17 protein-coding genes are annotated in these 18,037 nt (G+C 68.6%); 7 read left to right on the top strand and 10 right to left on the bottom strand.

Features of this window, described 5'->3' with window-relative positions:
• Positions 1–32 precede the first annotated feature (32 nt).
• From F1C12_RS17615 to F1C12_RS17575, 9 genes are all read right to left on the bottom strand, one after another.
• The gene (locus tag F1C12_RS17615; RefSeq protein ID WP_185276177.1) at positions 33–1,457 is read right to left on the bottom strand and encodes an MFS transporter; all 1,425 of its coding nucleotides are present in this window, start codon (positions 1,455–1,457) and stop codon (positions 33–35) included.
• Positions 1,458–1,993: 536 nt separating this feature from the next.
• The gene (locus F1C12_RS17610; RefSeq protein ID WP_185276176.1) at positions 1,994–2,641 is read right to left on the bottom strand and encodes a HutD/Ves family protein; all 648 of its coding nucleotides are present in this window, start codon (positions 2,639–2,641) and stop codon (positions 1,994–1,996) included.
• A 42-nt stretch (positions 2,642–2,683) separates the two neighbouring features.
• The gene (locus tag F1C12_RS17605) at positions 2,684–4,357 is read right to left on the bottom strand and encodes a thiamine pyrophosphate-dependent enzyme (RefSeq protein ID WP_185276175.1); all 1,674 of its coding nucleotides are present in this window, start codon (positions 4,355–4,357) and stop codon (positions 2,684–2,686) included.
• A complete protein-coding gene (hutU, locus tag F1C12_RS17600) occupies positions 4,357–6,033 on the bottom strand; it encodes a urocanate hydratase (RefSeq protein WP_219732638.1) in 1,677 nt (558 codons plus the stop codon). The genes F1C12_RS17605 and hutU overlap by 1 nt, the downstream gene beginning before the upstream one ends.
• A gap of 59 nt (positions 6,034–6,092) precedes the next feature.
• Positions 6,093–7,007, bottom strand: a complete 915-nt coding sequence (locus F1C12_RS17595) for an ABC transporter substrate-binding protein (RefSeq protein WP_185276174.1) — start codon at positions 7,005–7,007, stop codon at positions 6,093–6,095.
• A 148-nt stretch (positions 7,008–7,155) separates the two neighbouring features.
• Positions 7,156–7,905 (bottom strand): ABC transporter permease, encoded by a 750-nt coding sequence (locus tag F1C12_RS17590; RefSeq protein WP_185276173.1) that lies wholly within the window; start codon positions 7,903–7,905, stop codon positions 7,156–7,158.
• On the bottom strand, positions 7,902–8,561 hold the full coding sequence (locus tag F1C12_RS17585; protein ID WP_185276172.1) for an ABC transporter permease: 660 nt from the start codon (positions 8,559–8,561) through the stop codon (positions 7,902–7,904). The genes F1C12_RS17590 and F1C12_RS17585 overlap by 4 nt, the downstream gene beginning before the upstream one ends.
• Positions 8,558–9,634, bottom strand: a complete 1,077-nt coding sequence (locus tag F1C12_RS17580) for an ABC transporter ATP-binding protein (protein WP_185276171.1) — start codon at positions 9,632–9,634, stop codon at positions 8,558–8,560. Before F1C12_RS17580 ends, F1C12_RS17585 begins: the two co-directional genes overlap by 4 nt.
• Positions 9,635–9,703: 69 nt before the next feature.
• Positions 9,704–10,408: an IclR family transcriptional regulator gene (locus F1C12_RS17575; protein ID WP_258045967.1), complete on the bottom strand. Its 705-nt coding sequence runs from the start codon at positions 10,406–10,408 to the stop codon at positions 9,704–9,706.
• 135 nt (positions 10,409–10,543) lie between these two features.
• Between F1C12_RS17575 and F1C12_RS17570 the strand changes: the two genes are divergently transcribed.
• Positions 10,544–11,983, top strand: a complete 1,440-nt coding sequence (locus F1C12_RS17570) for an aromatic amino acid ammonia-lyase (RefSeq protein ID WP_185276170.1) — start codon at positions 10,544–10,546, stop codon at positions 11,981–11,983.
• Positions 11,984–11,985: 2 nt separating this feature from the next.
• Here the strand turns inward: F1C12_RS17570 and F1C12_RS17565 are convergent, their stop codons facing one another.
• Positions 11,986–12,738, bottom strand: coding sequence for an IclR family transcriptional regulator (locus F1C12_RS17565; protein ID WP_185276169.1), 753 nt, complete (start codon positions 12,736–12,738; stop codon positions 11,986–11,988).
• Between the two features lie 145 nt (positions 12,739–12,883).
• Between F1C12_RS17565 and F1C12_RS17560 the strand changes: the two genes are divergently transcribed.
• From F1C12_RS17560 to F1C12_RS17535, 6 genes are all read left to right on the top strand, one after another.
• Positions 12,884–13,639 carry an MIP/aquaporin family protein gene (locus F1C12_RS17560; protein ID WP_185276168.1) on the top strand — a complete coding sequence of 252 codons (756 nt, stop codon included), beginning with the start codon at positions 12,884–12,886 and terminating at the stop codon, positions 13,637–13,639.
• The gene (dhaL, locus tag F1C12_RS17555) at positions 13,636–14,316 is read left to right on the top strand and encodes a dihydroxyacetone kinase subunit DhaL (RefSeq protein WP_185276167.1); all 681 of its coding nucleotides are present in this window, start codon (positions 13,636–13,638) and stop codon (positions 14,314–14,316) included. Before F1C12_RS17560 ends, dhaL (F1C12_RS17555) begins: the two co-directional genes overlap by 4 nt.
• A 31-nt stretch (positions 14,317–14,347) precedes the next feature.
• Positions 14,348–15,349, top strand: a complete 1,002-nt coding sequence (locus F1C12_RS17550) for a dihydroxyacetone kinase subunit DhaK (protein WP_185276166.1) — start codon at positions 14,348–14,350, stop codon at positions 15,347–15,349.
• 16 nt (positions 15,350–15,365) lie between these two features.
• The gene (dhaL, locus tag F1C12_RS17545; RefSeq protein ID WP_185276165.1) at positions 15,366–16,037 is read left to right on the top strand and encodes a dihydroxyacetone kinase subunit DhaL; all 672 of its coding nucleotides are present in this window, start codon (positions 15,366–15,368) and stop codon (positions 16,035–16,037) included.
• Between the two features lie 72 nt (positions 16,038–16,109).
• Positions 16,110–17,129 carry a class II fructose-bisphosphatase gene (gene glpX, locus F1C12_RS17540; protein ID WP_185276164.1) on the top strand — a complete coding sequence of 340 codons (1,020 nt, stop codon included), beginning with the start codon at positions 16,110–16,112 and terminating at the stop codon, positions 17,127–17,129.
• A gap of 92 nt (positions 17,130–17,221) precedes the next feature.
• A complete protein-coding gene (locus F1C12_RS17535; protein WP_258045966.1) occupies positions 17,222–18,034 on the top strand; it encodes an aldo/keto reductase in 813 nt (270 codons plus the stop codon).
• Positions 18,035–18,037 lie beyond the last annotated feature (3 nt).

Here is an 18,037-nt window from a genome sequence, read left to right as displayed (position 1 = left end):
GTGACTCGGCGCGGGCATCGGGAGGCCGCCGCTCAGATCCGCACCCCGCGGCGACGACCGCTGACCGCGACCGCGACCGTGATCGCCAGGAGCACGACATAGGCGGCGACGAACCAGCTCAGCCCCGCCTCGTAGCCTCCGGTGGTCGACTTCGAGAGCCCGAGGACCTGCGGGATGACGAAGCCGCCATAGGCGCCGAAGGCCGAGACGATCCCGAGGGCCGCGGCGGCCGTGCGCTGCGACGAGACGTCGCCGGCCGCGCTGTGCCCGTCGGCCGCGCCCGAACGCAGCGCGAACAGCGTGGGGATCATCCGGTAGGTCGCCCCGTTGCCCGCGCCGGACGCGATGAACAGGACGAGGAAGAAGCCCAGGAACAGCCAGAAGTTGTCCAGCGGCAACGTGAGGATGACCGCGAGGGCGCCGAGCGCCATGACCACGAAGGCGGCGATCGTGATGGTGCTGCCGCCGAACCGGTCGGCGAGCCGGCCGCCGAACGGACGGGCGAGGGAGCCGACGAGCGCACCGAGGAACGCCAACGAAAGCGTCGCGCCGGCGACGGGGAACGCGCTGAACGCCGGGAACTGGTCGGCGATGAGCTTCGGGAAGACGCCCGAGAAGCCGATGAACGACCCGAACGTGCCGATGTACAGGAGCGCCATCAGCCACAGCTCGGGCGCGCGGAGGGCGGCGAGCGAGGCCGTCACATCGGCCTTCGCGTTCGAGAGGTTGTCCATCCGCCGCCACGCCCCGACGATGGCGACCAGGATGAGCGGCACCCAGACCAGTCCGGCGAGCGGCAGCTGGAGGGTCGCGCCCGCGCCGATGGTGATGACGATCGGCACCGCGAACTGCGCGACCGCCGCGCCGAGGTTGCCGCCTGCCGCGTTGAGGCCGAGCGCCCAGCCCTTCTTCCGCTGCGGGTAGAAGAACGTGATGTTCGCCATCGACGAGGCGAAGTTGCCGCCGCCGAATCCGGCGAGCGCCGCCACCAGCAGCATCACCCCGAACGGCGTCGCCGGGTTCGCGACGCAGATCGCCAGGCCGACGGCCGGGATGAGCAGCAGCGCCGCCGAGACCATCGTCCAGTTGCGCCCGCCGAACTTCGGGACCATGAACGTGTACGGGAACCGCAGGGTCGCGCCGACCAGGCTCGGCATCGAGATCAGCCAGAACGTCTGCGAGGTCGTGAAATGGAAGCCGGCTGCCGGGAGCGCGACGACGACGATCGACCAGAGCTGCCAGACGACGAAGCCGAGGAACTCGGCGAAGATCGACCAGCGGAGGTTGCGCTGCGCGATGGCGGCGCCCGCGGCCTCCCACTGGACGGTGTCCTCGGCGTTCCAGCCGTCGATCCAGCGGCCGGGACGGACGGCGAGGCCTGAAGGCGATGCCACGCCCGTGCGGGTGGTTGAGTTGGACGCTGTTGACGTTGCTGGGGCGGAGACGGTGCCGGTCATCGGGACCTCCTGCGACAGGGGCGAGTGGATGCCACCACGCTAGGAAGGCGGTGTTTCCGCTACCCGCGCCGCGCGTGAAACCTGCGTGACGAAGACCTCTCGGGCCCGGAACCACGCTGTGAGGAGCTGGAATCTGCCAAAGCGGTGAGTAAACGGTGAGTTTGGCCAAAAACCATGAGCGGGTAGTCTGGGCCGCAGCCCTACTTCCCAGTGTTTGTCTGGGATTCCGGGCCGCGCGAGTGTAGTTCAATGGTAGAACTTCAGCTTCCCAGTACTCCCGCGCAGATCCTCTCGCTCGAGCCCAAATCAATCCGGCTGACGAGGATGTCGGAGATCCGTGGCCGCCATTCTTCGGCGCGTACCGCGTCGGCAGAACCAGCCAACGCAGCGTTGAGATCATCTAGATCGCGGTCCGTGAGCGTGTTGAGATCAGCGAATACGATGCCGTTAGATGCGTCATCAGCAAGAGCACGGCCGGCCGGCCACTGTGCGTATTATCATCGCGTGGCAATGGATTGTCGGCAAGTGCGAAATGTTCACATCTCTCGACACGTGCCGAGCGAGAAAGGACCGTCTTTCAGCGTGATGCGCACGAGCGCAGTGTTTCCGAATCCTGTGAGATATCCTCCGTCTCGCTCGTCGAGGAGGATGGCATCGCCGATCAGCAGCGGATTGCCGTTGCGTCGAAGTGTCGGAGCGAGCGCCACGATGACGGCAACCTCCTTCTCGGCGGCCTTCCGGATCGGAGTGGAACCGACGACGTAGCGTCGGGTCAGCGTCGCGGAACCCGCGTTCCGGTCAATCATGACGTTGATGTCCTGCGACGGCACCCGCACGTTGTGCGCTGCGACGGCGGCTTCGCCGGGGAATGCGAGGACGGAGTACCGCGGCACACGCGTGAATTCGCCGTCGATCGCGAGCTCCATCCCGTCGCGGCTGATGGGCATCAGGATCCGCTCCATCCCCTCGAATCGCGAGAACGGCACGTCGCTGTCGACCGTCGCCAGCGCGACGCGCCAATACGGGTGTCCGCTCGCGTCGACCGTCGGCGAGACGAGGATGTCCTCGCTGACGCCGCAGGCGTTCTTCCACGGCCGAACCTCCCGCGAGGTCCGCGATAGCAGTTTCATGGTCCCTTCTCCGATTCCGAGAGTGCGTGCCGTCGCGTCGGCGTCAGGCCCCACGAAGACCTGGACGCCGCCGCGACGAGTCTGCGCGCGGCAGCGCTAGTACGCTTGCCGCCGTTGTTCCACGAGGAGGTGGATGAGCGCGAACCTCCCGGTGACCGCGATGACGTCCAGCGCCGACCGGACGGCGGAGGCGACCTGCGCGTCGTCCTCGACGCGGAAGCCCCGGCCGCCGTACGCTTCGGCGAGGGCGGCGAAGTCCGGATTCTTCAGCTGCGTTCCGGAGACGCGTCCGGGGTAATGACGCTCCTGGTGGGTGCGGATCGTCCCGTACTCCTGGTTGTCCATGACGATCACCAGCGGACTGAGCCCGTACTGCGCTGCCGTCGCGAGCTCCTGGCCGTTCATCAGGAACTCGCCGTCGCCGGCGATGCAGACCACCTGTCGATCCGGGAAGTTCAGACTCGCGGCGACCGCGGCCGGCACCGAGTACCCCATCGACCCGTTGCCGGCGCTGAGCATCGAGGTGAAGGTGGCGGCGGGAAAGTAGCGGTGAGCCCAGTTCGTGTGCTCTCCCGCGCCGAACGTGACGATGGCGTCGCGCTCGAGTCGAGGTACGAGCGCGGCCATCAACGTGTCCATCCGGGCGGGACCGTTCGCCCCGCCGCCGGAAGGAAGGGCGGAGAACGCGACTTGCTGCCCGCGAAGCCGCGCGGTCCATCCGGCCCATTCCGGTCGCGTCTGGATGTCGAGCTCGACCAGATCGCGCACGAAATGACCGGGTCGGGCGACGATATGGTGCGTCACCGCCCCAGAGCGGCCACGCAGACGGGTGTCGATGGAGACGAGCACGTTCTCCGTGCTCCAACCCTGGCGTGCGTGGAAGCCGCTGGTGAGCACGTCGCCCGGGACGGTGCCGACGTAGACAAGCAGGTCCGCCTCGTCGAGGATGTCCACGGTGGGTTTGGGCCGCCCGTAGCCGATCGGGCCGACGTAGGACGGCGAGTCGAACGGCACCACCCCTTCGGTTCGCCACTCGGCGGCCGCCGCGATGCGGTGACGCTCCAACCAGGCCGTCAGCTTCTGCGTGGTCTCGTCGTCCCAGTCGCTTCCACCCGTGACGAAGAGCGGCCGCTGCGCCCGCGCCAGGGCTCCCGCCAACGCGACACCGTCGCGGCGGGTGAGGCCGCCGCCCGCCACGGGGAGTTCGGGATGCCGCAGTCCCGGGATCCTCTCGGTGAGGACGTCCTCGGGGAGCCCGACGACGACCGGGCCCGGCCGTCCGGACCGCGCCGTGAAGATCGCCTCGGCGACCAGTTCGGCCGCACGATCCGGCGAGTCCAGGACGAACACCGCTTTCGCGCCCGAGTCGAACCACGACTGGATGTCGAACTCCTGGAACGCCTCACGCCCACGATGCGCGGTGGGGATCAGCCCGACGAAGAGGATCATCGGGGTCGAGTCCTGCCACGCGGTGTGCAGGCCGACGTGCGCGTTCGCGGCCCCGGGGCCGCGGGTGACCATCGCGACGCCGGGGAGCCGGCCGATCTTGCCCTCGGCCTCCGCCATGTAGGCGGCGCCACCCTCGTGCCGGCAGACGATCGTGTCGATCGTCGACTCGTACAGGCCGTCCAGGACGTCGAGGTAGCTCTCCCCGGGGACGACGTACGCCCGACGGATACCGTGCTCCTCCAGGGTGCGCACGATAGCGTGCCCTGCGGTCTCGACCAGGGTCGGGATCGGCTCCGTCTTGGGTGCGGTCAGGGTGTCCATCACCGTTCCTGCATGGGGATGCGGAGTCCGCGTTCGCGGGCGATGTCGGTGGCGTGTTCGTAGCCGGCGTCGACGTGGCGCATGACGCCGGTGCCGGGGTCGTTGGTGAGCACGCGTTCGATCTTCTCCGCCGCGAGCGGGGTGCCGTCGGCGACCACGACCTGGCCGGCGTGGATGCTGCGGCCGATGCCGACCCCGCCGCCGTGGTGGAGGGAGACCCAGGTCGCGCCGGAGGCGGTGTTCAGCAGCGCGTTCAGCAGCGGCCAGTCGGCGATCGCGTCGGAGCCGTCTTTCATGGACTCGGTCTCCCGGTAGGGGGAGGCGACGGAGCCGGAGTCGAGGTGGTCGCGGCCGATCACGATCGGCGCCGACAGCTCGCCGGAGGCGACCATCTCGTTGAACTTCAGGCCGGCCAGGTGCCGCTCCTTGTAGCCGAGCCAGCAGATCCGCGCCGGCAGGCCCTCGAAGTGCACCTTCTCACCGGCCTGGGTGATCCAGCGGCGCAGCTTGTGGTCGTCGGGGAACAGCTCCAGGATCGCGCGATCGGTCGCGGCGATGTCCGCCGGGTCGCCGGAGAGCGCCGCCCACCGGAACGGGCCGCGACCCTCCTCGAACTGCGGGCGGATGTAGGCGGGCACGAAGCCGGGGAACGCGAACGCGCGCCCGTAGCCGCCGAGCTGTGCTTCGGTGCGGATCGAGTTGCCGTAGTCGAAGACCTCGGCGCCGGCGTCGAGGAAGCCGACCATGGCCTCCACCTGCTTCGCCATCGACAGCCGCGCGGCGATCGTGAACGCCTCCGGATCGGCGGCGGCGGCCTCGTGCCACTCCTCGACCGTGACATCCTCGGGGAGGTAGCTGAGCGGGTCGTGCGCGCTGGTCTGGTCGGTGACGATATCGATCGCCACCCCGCGGGCCAGCAGCTCGGGGAAGACGGTGGCGGCGTTGCCGACCAGACCCACCGACAGCGCCCACCGCTCACTCTTGGCGGCGAGCACCCGGGCGATCGCGTCGTCGATGTCGTCGGTGAGCTCGTCCAGGTAGCCGTGGTCCACCCGGCGCTGCAGGCGGGTGGCGTCGACGTCCACGATCAACACGACACCGTCGTTGAGGGTGACAGCCAACGGTTGCGCGCCGCCCATCCCGCCACAACCACCGGTCAAGGTGAGGGTGCCGGCTAGGCTCCCGCCGAACCGCTTGTCGGCGATCGCCGCGAACGTCTCGTAGGTGCCCTGCAGGATGCCCTGCGAGCCGATGTAGATCCAGGAGCCGGCGGTCATCTGCCCGTACATGGTCAGGCCGAGGGCCTCCAGGCGGCGGAACTCCGGCCAGGTCGCCCAATCACCGACCAGGTTGGAGTTGGCGATCAGCACCCGCGGCGCCCACTCGTGCGTGCGGAACACCCCCACCGGCTTGCCCGACTGCACCAGCAGCGTCTCATCCGCCTCCAGGTCGCGGAGGGTCGCGACGATCGCGTCATACGCCTCCCAACTGCGCGCCGCCCGGCCGGTGCCGCCGTAGACGACCAGATCATCCGGACGCTCAGCCACCTCCGGATCCAGGTTGTTCATCAGCATCCGCAACGGCGCCTCGGTCTGCCAACTCTTCGCAGTCAACTCGGTGCCGCGCGGCGCACGGATCGCTTCGCGGAGGAGGGTGGTGGAGGTGGTGTCGGTCACGTCATCGGCCTTTCTGAATTCTCATCGACATGGTGCTGTCCGATCGCTTCGGGCGCGGCCTACTTCAGGCCCTTGGCGCTCAGCCACTCGGTGGCGGCCTTGGCGAAGGACTCCCCGTTGGTGACCTTCTCGTTCAGCGCGATCAGCTCCTGGGTCGTGAGCTGAGCGGAGACAGCGTCGAGCGTCTTCTGGACGGTGTCGCTCGCCTTGCCCGCGGCGATCAGCGGGAACACGTTCTGCGCGGCGAAGAGGTGTTTGTCGTCCGCCAGCGCCACGAAGTGCTTCTCGTCCATCGACGGGTCGGTGCTGAACATGTCGGCCGCCTGCACCTGACCGTTGGCCAGGGCGGTGATGGTCAGCGGGCCGGCCTCGTCGAGATTCTTGTAGCCGCCGAACGTGAGACCGTAGACCGACTTCAGGCCGACCATTCCCGCCTGGCGGGTCTGGAACTCCGGGTTCCCGCCGACGGTGAAGCTGCCGGCCACGTCCTTCAGGTCGGAGATCTTCTTGAGGTTGTGCTTGTCGGCGGTCTCCTGGGTGATGGCCAGCACATCGCTGTCCTGGGCGGCCGACTGCTTCAGCGCCTTCAGCCCCGAGGGGAGCTTCTTCTGCAGCTCGGTCATCACGTCGTCCGGCGCGCTCGCGGTCGACTTCGGGTCCAGGTAGGTCAGCACCGATCCGGAGTACTCCGGGATCAGGTCGATGGAGCCGTCCTTGAGCGCCGGCATGGTGATCTCCCTGGCGCCGATGTTGAACTTCTCCTGGACCTTCACGCCCGCGCCCTGCAGGGCCTGCGAGTAGATCGCGGCGAGGGTCTCGCTCTCGGGATAGTTCAGCGAGCCGATGATGATGCTGTCCGAGCCGGACGTGCTGCCGGAGCCTTTGCTCAGCGGGTCGCCACCCGCTGAGCAGCCGGCGAGGGCGGTGATGGCTGTGACGGTGACGGCGGCCGCGAGGATGAGTCGGCGGTTCATGGGGGGAACTCCTTCGGGGTTATGGGGTGCACAGGGGGTGGTGGATGTATCGAGGGGTGTGGCTCTGCCGGGTTCCGGGCACGCCGGACACCGGCCTGGCGCTGCGCGCCGGGTTCGATGGATCAGAGGGATCAGGGGATCTGGGTGGTCAGGGGGTGAGATCGAGAGCGATCGTCGCCGTCGAGGGCTCCGGCTTCGCCGACGAGACGCGGGCGCGCCGCGCGTTCGTGCGGCGCAGACCCGGAGAGACGACCAGATGGCCGACTCCGACGAGGATGAGTTCCACGGCCAGGGCGACCGCCGCGACGACGATGGCGCCGCCGACCATCTCCGAGTAGTTGCTCGTGGCGCCCCCGTCGATGATGAAGCGGCCGAGGCCGCCGAGGGAGACCACCGCGGCGATGGTCGCCGTCGAGATGATCTGCAGGAACGCGCTGCGCACGCCCGAGAGCATGAGCGGAAGCGCGCACGGGATCTGCACGTGCCACAGCACCTGGCGGGTGGAGTAGCCCATCCCGCGTGCGGCGTCGACCGCAGCGGGATCGGTGGCCTGGATCCCCGCGTAGGTGTTGGTAAGGATCGGCGGGATCCCGAGCATCACCAGCACGATGATCGTGGGGATCTGGTACGCGAGGTCGTTGGTGAACGCGAGCGACACCAGCATGACGGCGAGGACGAGCACACCGATCGACGGGAGCGCCCTCAGCGTGTTCGCGATGCCGGCGATGAGGTTGACGCCCTTGCCGGTGACGCCGATGTAGACGCCGAGCGGCAGCGCGATGAGCATCGCGATGACGAGCGAGATCAGCGAGTAGGCCAGGTGGACCAGGATCTGGACCGGGATGCTTCCCGGGCCGCTCCAGTTGGCGGGGTCGGCGAGCCAGCTCAGGTAGTTCATGATGCACCGCGCATTCTGCGATTCCACGGGGTGAGACCACGGATGGAGCCTTGGACAAGCAGGTCGAGTCCGAGCGCCAGCACGGCGCTCAGCAGGATTCCGATGATCACCGGCAGCATCTGGAAGACCTGCAACCCGTACGTGAAGAGGGACCCCAGCTGCGGGATCCCGATCAGCGCCGCCATCGAGACCACACTGACGTTCGCGACGACCGCGACGCGCAGGCCGGCGCCGATCACCGGCACGGCGACCGGCAGCTGGACCCGCAGGAGCCGCTGGACGGGGGTGTATCCCATCCCGGTCGCGGCTTGCACCGCCTCCTCCGGGACCGAACCGAGACCGTCCGCGACGACACGCACGAGGAGCGCGATGGTGTAGACGGTGAGTGCGATCACGACGTTGAGCGGGTCGAGGATCTTCGTCCCGATGATCACCGGCATCAGCACGAAGAAGGCCAGCGACGGGATCGTGTAGAGCAGCGACGATCCGGCGACGATGACGGGCAGCACTGCGCGATAGCGGTGGGCCAGCCAGCCGATCGGGAGGGCGATCGCCAGGCCGATGATCACGGGGATGATCGAGAGGTAGAGGTGGGACACGGTGAGCTCGCCGATCCAGGCGAGGTTGTTCTGAAGCCACGCCAGCTGGGAGTTCATGCGGCCCGTCCGCGATGTGCTTCGGCGGCGAGCTGTGAGGCGTCCTCGATGCTGACCGTCCCCAGGAACACGCCGCTGGTGTCGACCACCAGTCCGCGCCCCGTGGGCGACGACAGGGCGGCGTCGAGGAGCTCGCGCAGCGACCCGTCGGCGCGTGCGACCGTCCCGCTCACATCGACATCCCCCTCGCGGACGGTGGTCGACGTGCGCGTCCAGCCGAGGGGGCGCTCGCGGTCGTCGACCACGACGTGCCAGCCGTCCGTGCGCGGAGTCGCGCCCAGACCGACGCGACTCTCGTTCGCGAGCCGGGCGACGGCGTCGCCGATGGCGAACTGGAGCGAGCGGAAGCCGCGCCCGTTGCCGAGGAAGTCCGCCACGAACGGGCTGGCGGGCCGCTCGAGCAGCCGCTGCGGGGTGTCGAGCTGCGCCAGGTAGCCGCCCTCCTGCAGCACCGCGACCTGGTCGCCGAGTTTCAGCGCTTCGTCGATGTCGTGGGTGACCATCACGATGGTCTTGCCGATCTCCCGCTGGAGCCGGAGGAACTCGTCCTGCAGCTGGTTGCGCACGATCGGGTCGACGGCGCTGAACGGCTCGTCCATGAGGAGATACGGCGGGTCAGTGGCCAACGCCCGGGCGACCCCGACGCGCTGCTGCTGACCTCCCGAGAGCTGCCACGGATACCGCCGGGCGTGATCGGCCGTGAGACCGACGCGTTCCAGCAGCTCCATCGCGTTCGCACGGGCGGGAGCCTTCTTCTCGCCCAGCAGGATCGGCAGCGCGGCGACGTTGTCGAGCGCCGTCCGGTGCGGGAAGAGTCCCGCGTTCTGGATGACGTAGCCGATCTTGCGACGGAGCTGAACGTCGCCGAGGGTGGCGGTGTCGACGCCGTCGAGCTCGATCGTCCCCGAGGTGGGGCGGATCAGCCGGTTGATCATGCGGAGCGTCGTCGTCTTGCCGCACCCGGAGGGTCCGACCAGGACCGTCAGCTTTCCGGTGGGCGCCTCGAGGTTGAGGCTGTGAACGGCTGTGGTGCCGTCCGGGTACTCTTTGGTCACATCTTTCAGACCGATCATTCGGTGCTCCTTCGCTCGAATGCTTGAGCCCTGTCGGGGACGCAGGGACTTCGTCGGTCTCAGCCGGGCTCAGCCGGCCGGGACCTCGTATGCCTCCTCGAGGCCCGCGACCGGATCACTTGCGTCGGCGCTGCGGGTGAGGAGGGCGGAGACCGACCCGGTTCGCTCGGCCAACTCGTGGCCCAGCGTGCGGATCGTCGTTTCGTCGGCGCGGTACGTGGGGGCGAGTAACGACATCGCTGCGACCACGCGTCCATTGGTGGTCACGGGTGCGGCGATCGCCGTCACATCGGGTTCGATCAGATTCGATTCGACCTCGAATCCTTCGTCGCCGAGGTGCCCGAGCAGCACCTGCCCTGCCGCAGACCCTGCGAGGGGAAAGGTGCGCCCGATCCAGCTGACGTGGCGGACGGAAGAGGTTCCTTCCGCCATCGCGACGTAGACGGCGGTGTCGTCCACGCCCCGGATGCTGAGGTAGATCGACTCGCCGGTCGATTGGGCGAGTTGATTCATCACGGGCTGGCACAGACGGATGAGCTCGTCGTTACTGAGGACGTGAGCCCCCAGCTGGATGAGACGCACACCCGGGACGTAGGAGTTCGTGTCGTCCCTCCGCAGGAAGCCCAGTTGGGTCATCGTCCGAAGCAGCCGGGTCGCGGTGCTCGGAGAAAGGTCGACGGCTCTGGCGGCCTCCACCATGGAGAGGGAGCCCGCATCGCAGACCGCGGCGAGAATGTCGAAAGCACGCTCCACGGTGCGGGTGTTCGTCTCCACGTGCTGGACCTCCTCGTCGCTGAGCCGCCCATCGAAACTCTGTCTTGTGGAAGAGGGGGCCGCTGTGCGTATTATCATCCCGCGGCAACGCGTTTTCGGCAAGTGCGAATATTCACATCTCGACGAGGAGGCTGAATGTCCCCGGACAACAGGATGACGATTGAGACCATCCGGGCTGTCGCCTGTGATCATGCGCCGGTCGTGGTGAGTGCTGAAACACGGTCCGCCGTCACCGAAGCGCATCTGCGGATCGCGAACGCATCAGGGTTGCGCGCGTACGGCAGGACTACGGGGGTGGGCTTCAACCGCACGACCTCGGTTCCGGAAGCCGACACCGAGCACGGGATGCGCCTGCTGCGCAGCCACGCGGTGGAGGTGGGCGCGCCGATCCCCGCCGAACAGGTGCGGGCGATGCTCGTTGTTCGGCTGAACCAGCTCAGCCACGTCGGTTCGGGCATACGCCCCGATGTCCTCGACGGGGTCGCCCGCATGCTGAACGAGGACGCGCTCCCTACCGTTCACGAGCACGGCGCGAGCATCGGCACGGCGGACCTGTCGGCGCTGGCGCGAGCGGCTCTCACGCTCACCGGTGAGCTGCCGGCGAGTCGCCCGCTCGCACCGCTGCCTCCGTTCGGTGCAGACAGCGCCCTCCCGTTCATGAGCAGCAGCGCGCTGACGATCGGCAGAGCCGCTCTCGCGGCGGCCGCGTTCTGGCGACTGGAGGCGGCCGCCATCGAAATCTTCGCGCTGACAGCGTTCGCCGTCGGCGCCAATGCCGAACACTGGTCCGCACCCGCCGCTGAAGCAGCGGCCTCCACCGGAGTCCGTGACGTCGCGGCCCGGATCCGCCGTGTCTTCGGCACCCGCCCGCTCCCTGAGCGCGCCCGTGTGCAGGACCCATTCGGGATCCGCGCGTTCCCGCTCGCAGCAGGAGCGCTGCACGAAGCGATGGAACAGGTCACTGACACAGTCGAGTCACTCGCCTCCGTCGCGCAGGAGAACCCCTTGTTCGTCCTGGACGGAGAACACGTCGAAGCGGTGCACCACGGCGGCTTCTTCCAGCTGAAGCTCGCGCTCAACATTGACGCAGCCCTGAACGCGCTGGCCGCGGTGGCACCGCTGAGCACGGCCCGTGTCCGGATGCTCAACGACCCTGACTACACGGGGCTCGCCCGTTTCCTGGCGTCCGGCCCGGACGGATCGTCCGGGACGATGATCGTTGAATACGTGCTCGCGGCATCCGGTGCCGAGATCCGCGCCGCGGCGATGCCGGCCGCCAGCGGGACCACCGTCCTCTCTGGCGGCGTGGAGGAGGACGCGAGCTTCGCGAGCCAGGGCGTGCTGCAACTTGAACGAGCTGTCGCGGCGTGGCGGACGGTCCTCGCGTGCGAATTCCTCCTGGCTGTGCGAGCCATCCGGCAGAGCGACCGTCTCGACTCCATGTCCCCGGCTGTTCGCGCCATCATCGACGGCGAACCCGAGTTCACGGGGGGCGATGCCGACCGAGATCTCCGTCCGGCGCTCGAAGCCTGCCTCAGGGTGCTGGATCAGTTGGGCTCGGTCCTCCCCGAGTAGTCCTACGCCAGCCCGGCCATCTGCCCACCACCGAGTTCTCGTGAAATATTACGGGCGGCTTCGCGGAGGGCGCTGGCCGTCGCAGACGATGCGGGCCATTCCGTGGAGGGGACAACGAGCCCGAGGGCTGCGACCACCTCACCGCCCGCGGCGACGATCGGGGCCGCGATGGAGCATTCGCCGATGAGCGCCTCCTCCTGCTCGGTGCCCAAGCCGCCGTTGCGGATGTCCGTGAACTGCTGTCGCAGCGCGTCGATGTCGGTCACGGTATCGCTGGTGAGCGAACGCAGCCCCTTCTGCACTACCGCGGCGGCGTGGTCGTCGTCGAAGGCGAGGAGGACCTTTCCGAGCGCTGACGCATGGCTGGGGATGGTGACGCCCGTCTCGGGCATCTGCTCGCTGCCATCCGGTCGTCGCTCCTGGTGGATGACGATGACGTCGCCGAACAGCTCCGCGCCCAGCCGGGAGGCGAGGCCCGTCTTCTGCGAGAGCTCGTGCATCCAGCGCATGGACCTGGAACGGACTTCGAGAGTGTCGAGGTAGACGCTCGACAGCCTCAGAAGCGCAGGCCCGAGGACGTAGCGATTGCCGCCGGGTTCCTGCGCGACGAGGCGATGGGCCTGCAGCGATTTCACCAGGCCGTGCACGGTCGACGGCGGGAGCTCGAGAGCGGCGGCGAGCTCGGAGATGCCCAGCCGGCGCGCACCGCGAAGCAGGTCGAGGATCCGCGCGGCGCGATCAATGGACTGGATCACTCGGTCTCCCCTTCGTGTCGATGGCGTGCGCTTCTTCCATCTTGCCGGTTCCTCGGCTTGACAGCGCACTCCGGCTCCGGCATTATTCGACATTACCGAAATAGATTCGATAATGTCGAATCTCTGGTTCAAAGGAGAACGAAAAATGGATGAGAACAGATTCTGGCAACGCCTGGTCGCCGAAGGCCTCGGAACGGCTTTCCTCGTCTTCGTGGGTGTCGGCTCCGTGCCGGCACTGGCGATGGTCGGCGGCGGAGCCAAGTTCACCGGCGCGGACCTGGGATTCATCTCCCTGGCGTTCGCGACCATCGTGATCGGGACGGTCTACGTCTTCGGATACATCTCGGGCAACCACATCAACCCCGCCGTGACCCTCGGGCTCGCCGTCACCGGGAAATTCCCGTGGCGTGAGGTCCCCGGCTACATCGTCGCCCAGGTCGCCGGAGCCATCGTCGGCTCCTTCGCCATCGTGGCCGTCCTCGGCCAGAAGGCGAGCACGCTCGGCCTGGGGGTCGCCTCCTACTCTGGTATCCCGTGGTGGCAGGCGTTCACGGCCGAGTTCGTCGGGACGTTCATCCTGGTCTTCACGGTCTTCGGCGTGATCCACCGCAAGGCCGCCCCCGGCTTCGCCGGAATCGTCATCGGCCTCGTCGTGTTCGCGGCGATCATCCCCGTCGCACCCGCCACCGGAGCGTCGATCAACCCGGCACGCACGACCGGACCCATGCTCGTCCAGCAGTTGCTCGGCGGCCAGGTCCACTGGGAGCAGTGGCCGGTCTACATCGCCGCGGAACTCCTCGCCGGCGTCGTCGCGGCTTTCGCGTTCACTCTGGTGTCGCGCACCGCTGCCGACCGCACGAGCCTGACCGAGGCTCTCACCGAGCAGCCCACGAACGCGTGATCGGCACCGCCCCCTCCTCCGGGACCGAGTCCGGTCCGGTGACCGTCCGGCTGATAATGGACTGGTTCGTCGAGTTCGATCTCGCGATCGCCGAGAGCGCTCCGTGGCTCACTGACCTCGACACGGCGATCGGTGACGGCGACCACGGCATCATCATGCACAAGGGTGCGCGCGCCGCCCGTGCCCAAGCGGATGCGGATGCGGACGCGGACGCCGATGTCGCGGCCCTTCTCGCCCGGATCGGCGCCGCATTCGGCGCAGCGACCGGAGGGGCGGGCGGGATCCTGTTCTCGACGCTGATCCACGGGATCGCGGCGGCCCTGGACGGCCGTGACGCCGTGCGGCTGCCGGAGTTCGTGGACGCGTTCGCGGCAGGTGTGGCGCGCGTACAGGATCGGGGCCGGGCGGAGCCCGGCGACAAGACCATGATCGACGCTCTCGTCCCCGCACTCGTCGAACTGCGCTCGGCCGTCGCCGACGGCGTCCCGCAACCGACGGCGTTCGCTCGCGCAGCGGCATCCGCCACGGTCGGTCGTGACGCCACCTATCCGATGATCGCCCGCCGCGGGCGCGCCAGCTACCTGGGCGAACGCAGCGAGAACCACCTCGATCCCGGCGCCGCGACCGTGGCGATCCTCATGCACTCCCTCGCAACCGCCGCAGTGAAGCGCGGCTGACTCTCGTCCGAACGGACGGAAAGGAAACACAATGTCCAACAACCGACAGCTCATCAACCAGCCCGGCGACGTGATCGGGGAGGCCCTCGAAGGCCTGGCCGCGACATACCCGTCGCTGATCACGCTCGACCCCGAGTTCTCCCTGATCAGCCGAGCCCAGCCGATCGCGGGGAAGGTCGGACTGGTCTCCGGCGGCGGCTCGGGACACGAGCCTCTGCACGCGGGATTCGTCGGGACGGGGATGCTCGACGTGGCCGTCGCCGGCGCCGTCTTCGCGAGCCCCACGTCCCAGCAGGTGCTCGCGGGAACGCAGCTCGCCGACAACGGGGCCGGTGTCGTCCAGATCGTCAAGAACTACACCGGGGACGTCCTCAACTTCCAGATCGCCGCCGAACTCGCCGAAGACGAGGGCATCACGGTCGAGACCGTCCTCGTCGACGACGACCTGGCCTCCGACAGCGACAAGGACGGCCCTGGCAGGCGCGGAACGGCCGCTGTCATCACCGTCGAGAAGGTGTGCGGCGCCCTGGCGGAGCGAGGAGCCAGCCTGTCCGTCGTCGCCGCTGCCGGCCGCGACATCGTCAGCCGTTCGCGCACCCTCGCGCTCGCCCTCGACGGTTGCACGCACCCCGGCGACGCGACCGCGGCATTCCAGCTCGACTCGCACGAGGTCGAGTTCGGCGTCGGGATCCACGGCGAGCGCGGCACCGCCCGCATCCCGTTCACGCCCGTCGACGACCTGGTCGACGCGCTCGTGGACCCCCTCATCGCCGACCTCTCCCTCAGCCGCGGTCAGTCGGTCGTCGCGATCGTCAATGGGCTCGGCGGCGCCTACCCGCTGGAGCTCTCGATCGTCGCCCGCCGGCTCCACCGCATCCTCGGCGGTCACGGCATCGGTGTCGCCCGCTCCCTCGTCGGCTCCTACGTGACCAGCCTGGACATGCACGGCGTCTCCATCACGTTCACCATCGCCGACGAGGACCTCATCACGGCTTGGGACGCACCCGTCCGCACCCCGGCCCTCACCTGGTAACAAGGAAAGGAAGACCATGAGCACTCAGCTCGACGGCACGACCGCGCACGACTGGATCAGCGAGTTCGCGCGCACCTTCACTCTCGCCCAGCAGCAGCTCACGGAGCTCGACCGTCTCGCCGGCGACGGCGACTTCGGCACCAACATCGCCTCCGCGCTCCGCCGTGCGGACGAGGCATTGCCCACGGTGGAGGACGCCACCTTCCGGTCGGTGTTCGCCGCGGTGTCCAAGGGGTTTCTCGCGACGGGCGGAACGAGCGGCCCGTTGTTCGGGATGTGGTTCCGCCACATCTCCCGGAGTGCGAACGCGACGGCCACCCTGAGCGAACTCGCGGCCGGGGTGGCTGCGGGCCTGGACGCCATCCAGAAGCTCGGCGGCGCGAAGGTCGGCGACAACACCATGATCGACGCCCTCGCACCCGCGTCGACGTCGCTGGTCGAGGACGCGGATCGCGGACTCGCTCTTCCGGAAGCGCTCGAGCGAGCCGCCCACGCCGCCCGGGCGGGCGCGCTCTCCACCGGCGAGCTCGTCGCCAATCGCGGACGCGCGAGCTACGTCGGCGAGCTGGCCAGGGGCGTGCTGGATCCCGGCGCTGTCACCATCGCGCTGTTCTTCGAGGCCGGCGCCACCGCGAGCGGGAGCACCCAGCACTGGGAGACGCTCGACGCGGACGCACTGACGCACTGACGCACTGACGCACTGACGCGCAGCTGGTGGCGGCCTCGGCGGCCGCCACCAGCTCCTTATGTGAAAGCAGCCATGACAGCACACGACGGCACTGCAACCTCGACACTGGCACCTTCCCCCGACCGCAACCTCGCACTGGAGCTGGTCCGGGCGACGGAAGCGGCGGCGATCCGGGCGCACCCGTGGGTGGGCAAGGGCAAGAAGAACCTCGCCGACGGCGCAGCCGTCGACGCCATGCGGGCCTTCCTCCGAACCGTGGACATCGACGGGGTCGTCGTCATCGGTGAGGGCGAGAAGGACAGCGCCCCGATGCTCTACAACGGCGAGCGCGTCGGCAACGCCAACGGCCCGTCGTGCGACATCGCCGTCGACCCCATCGACGGCACGTCCCTGACCGCCGCGGGACGACCGAACGCGATCTCCGTCATCGCGGTCTCGGACCGCGGATCGATGTACGATCCGAGTGCTGTGTTCTACATGGACAAGATCGTGACCGGCGCCGAAGGCCGTGACGTCCTCGATCTGGATCGCCCGATCGCGGACAACATCCGTGCCCTCGCGGGCGCGATGGGCAAGCGCGTGGAGGACCTGGCCGTCGCCGTCCTCGATCGCCCCCGTCACCACCGGCTCATCGAGCAGATCCGCGCCACAGGCGCCGGGACGCGCCTCCTGCTCGACGGCGACGTCGCAGCTGGAATCTCCGCAGCGCTCCCGGGAAGCGCGATCGACATGTGTGTCGGGGTCGGTGGCACCCCGGAAGGGATCATCACGGCGTGCGCGATCAAAGCGCTGGGCGGCACGATGCTCACCCGCCTTCAGCCGAAAGACGACGAAGAACGCGACAAGGCCATCGACGCCGGCCACCGCCTCGATGCAGTGCTCGACCAGGACGCCCTCGTCTCGGGCGAGAACACGTTCTTCGTCGCGACGGGCGTCACCGACGGGTTGCTCGTCGACGGGGTGCGGCGGAGCCGGGGCCTCCTTCACACCGATTCCATCGTCCTGAGGTCGCGCTCCCAGACGATTCGACGCATCCGCGCGACGCACACAGCCGAGAGGTGGGGGGATCAGTGGCTTCACCCACGCGCCTAGGACTCGGCCTGGCCGCGCTCGGCCGACCCGCGTACATCACGCTCCACCGCGACGACGATCTCGGTTCCCCTACCTCGCGGACGGTCGAACGCATGCGGCTCCGCACCGGGGACATGCTCGACGCGGCGTGGGAGCACGGGATCCGCTATGTCGACGTCGCCCGCTCCTACGGCCTCGCGGAGTCCTTCCTGGGCGACTGGCTCCGGCGGCATCCGGAGCGACGCGAGCAGCTCATGATCGGGTCCAAGTGGGGGTACGAATACGTCGCCGACTGGCGCTTCGACGTCCGCGAGCACGAGCGCAAGGAGCACTCCGCGCGCCTCCTCGACACGCAATGGGAGGAGTCGACGGCCGCACTCGGAACCCGACCCGACATCTACCTCATCCACTCGGTCACCCCGGAGAGCCCCGCCCTCCGCGACCCGCTGCTGCTCTCCCGCCTTCAGCACCTGGCGGACCGGGGCACGCGCGTCGGGTTCTCGACGAGCGGTCCCCATCAGGGCGACGTCGTCGACGCCGCTCTAGCACTCCCCGGGTCGCCGTTCACGGTCGTGCAGGCGACCTGGAACCTGCTCGAGCAGTCGGCCGGCCCGGCCCTGCAGCGCGCCCACGACGCCGGATACACCGTGGTCATCAAGGAAGCACTCGCCAACGGTCGCCTCACCGACGCGGCAGCGGAATCCCGCGTCGCGAGCCGAGCCCACGAGCGGGGCCTCTCCCTGGACGGCTTCGCGCTCTCCAGCGCTCTCGGACTCCGTTTCGCCGATCACGTCCTCAGCGGAGCCGTCAGCGCGGCCCAACTCGCGAGCAACCTCGAAGCCGCCCCACTCAGCGAGCCCACGACGGACCTCGCGATCGATCCGGAGGTCTACTGGAGGACGCGCTCCACACTGCCGTGGGGTTGATCC

The sequence above is a fragment of the Leifsonia shinshuensis genome, from assembly GCF_014217625.1.
In the GTDB taxonomy this organism is placed as follows: domain Bacteria; phylum Actinomycetota; class Actinomycetes; order Actinomycetales; family Microbacteriaceae; genus Leifsonia; species Leifsonia shinshuensis_A.
The sequence above is the reverse complement of the archived record's forward strand: the minus strand, read 5'-3'. Positions and strand labels throughout refer to the sequence as shown.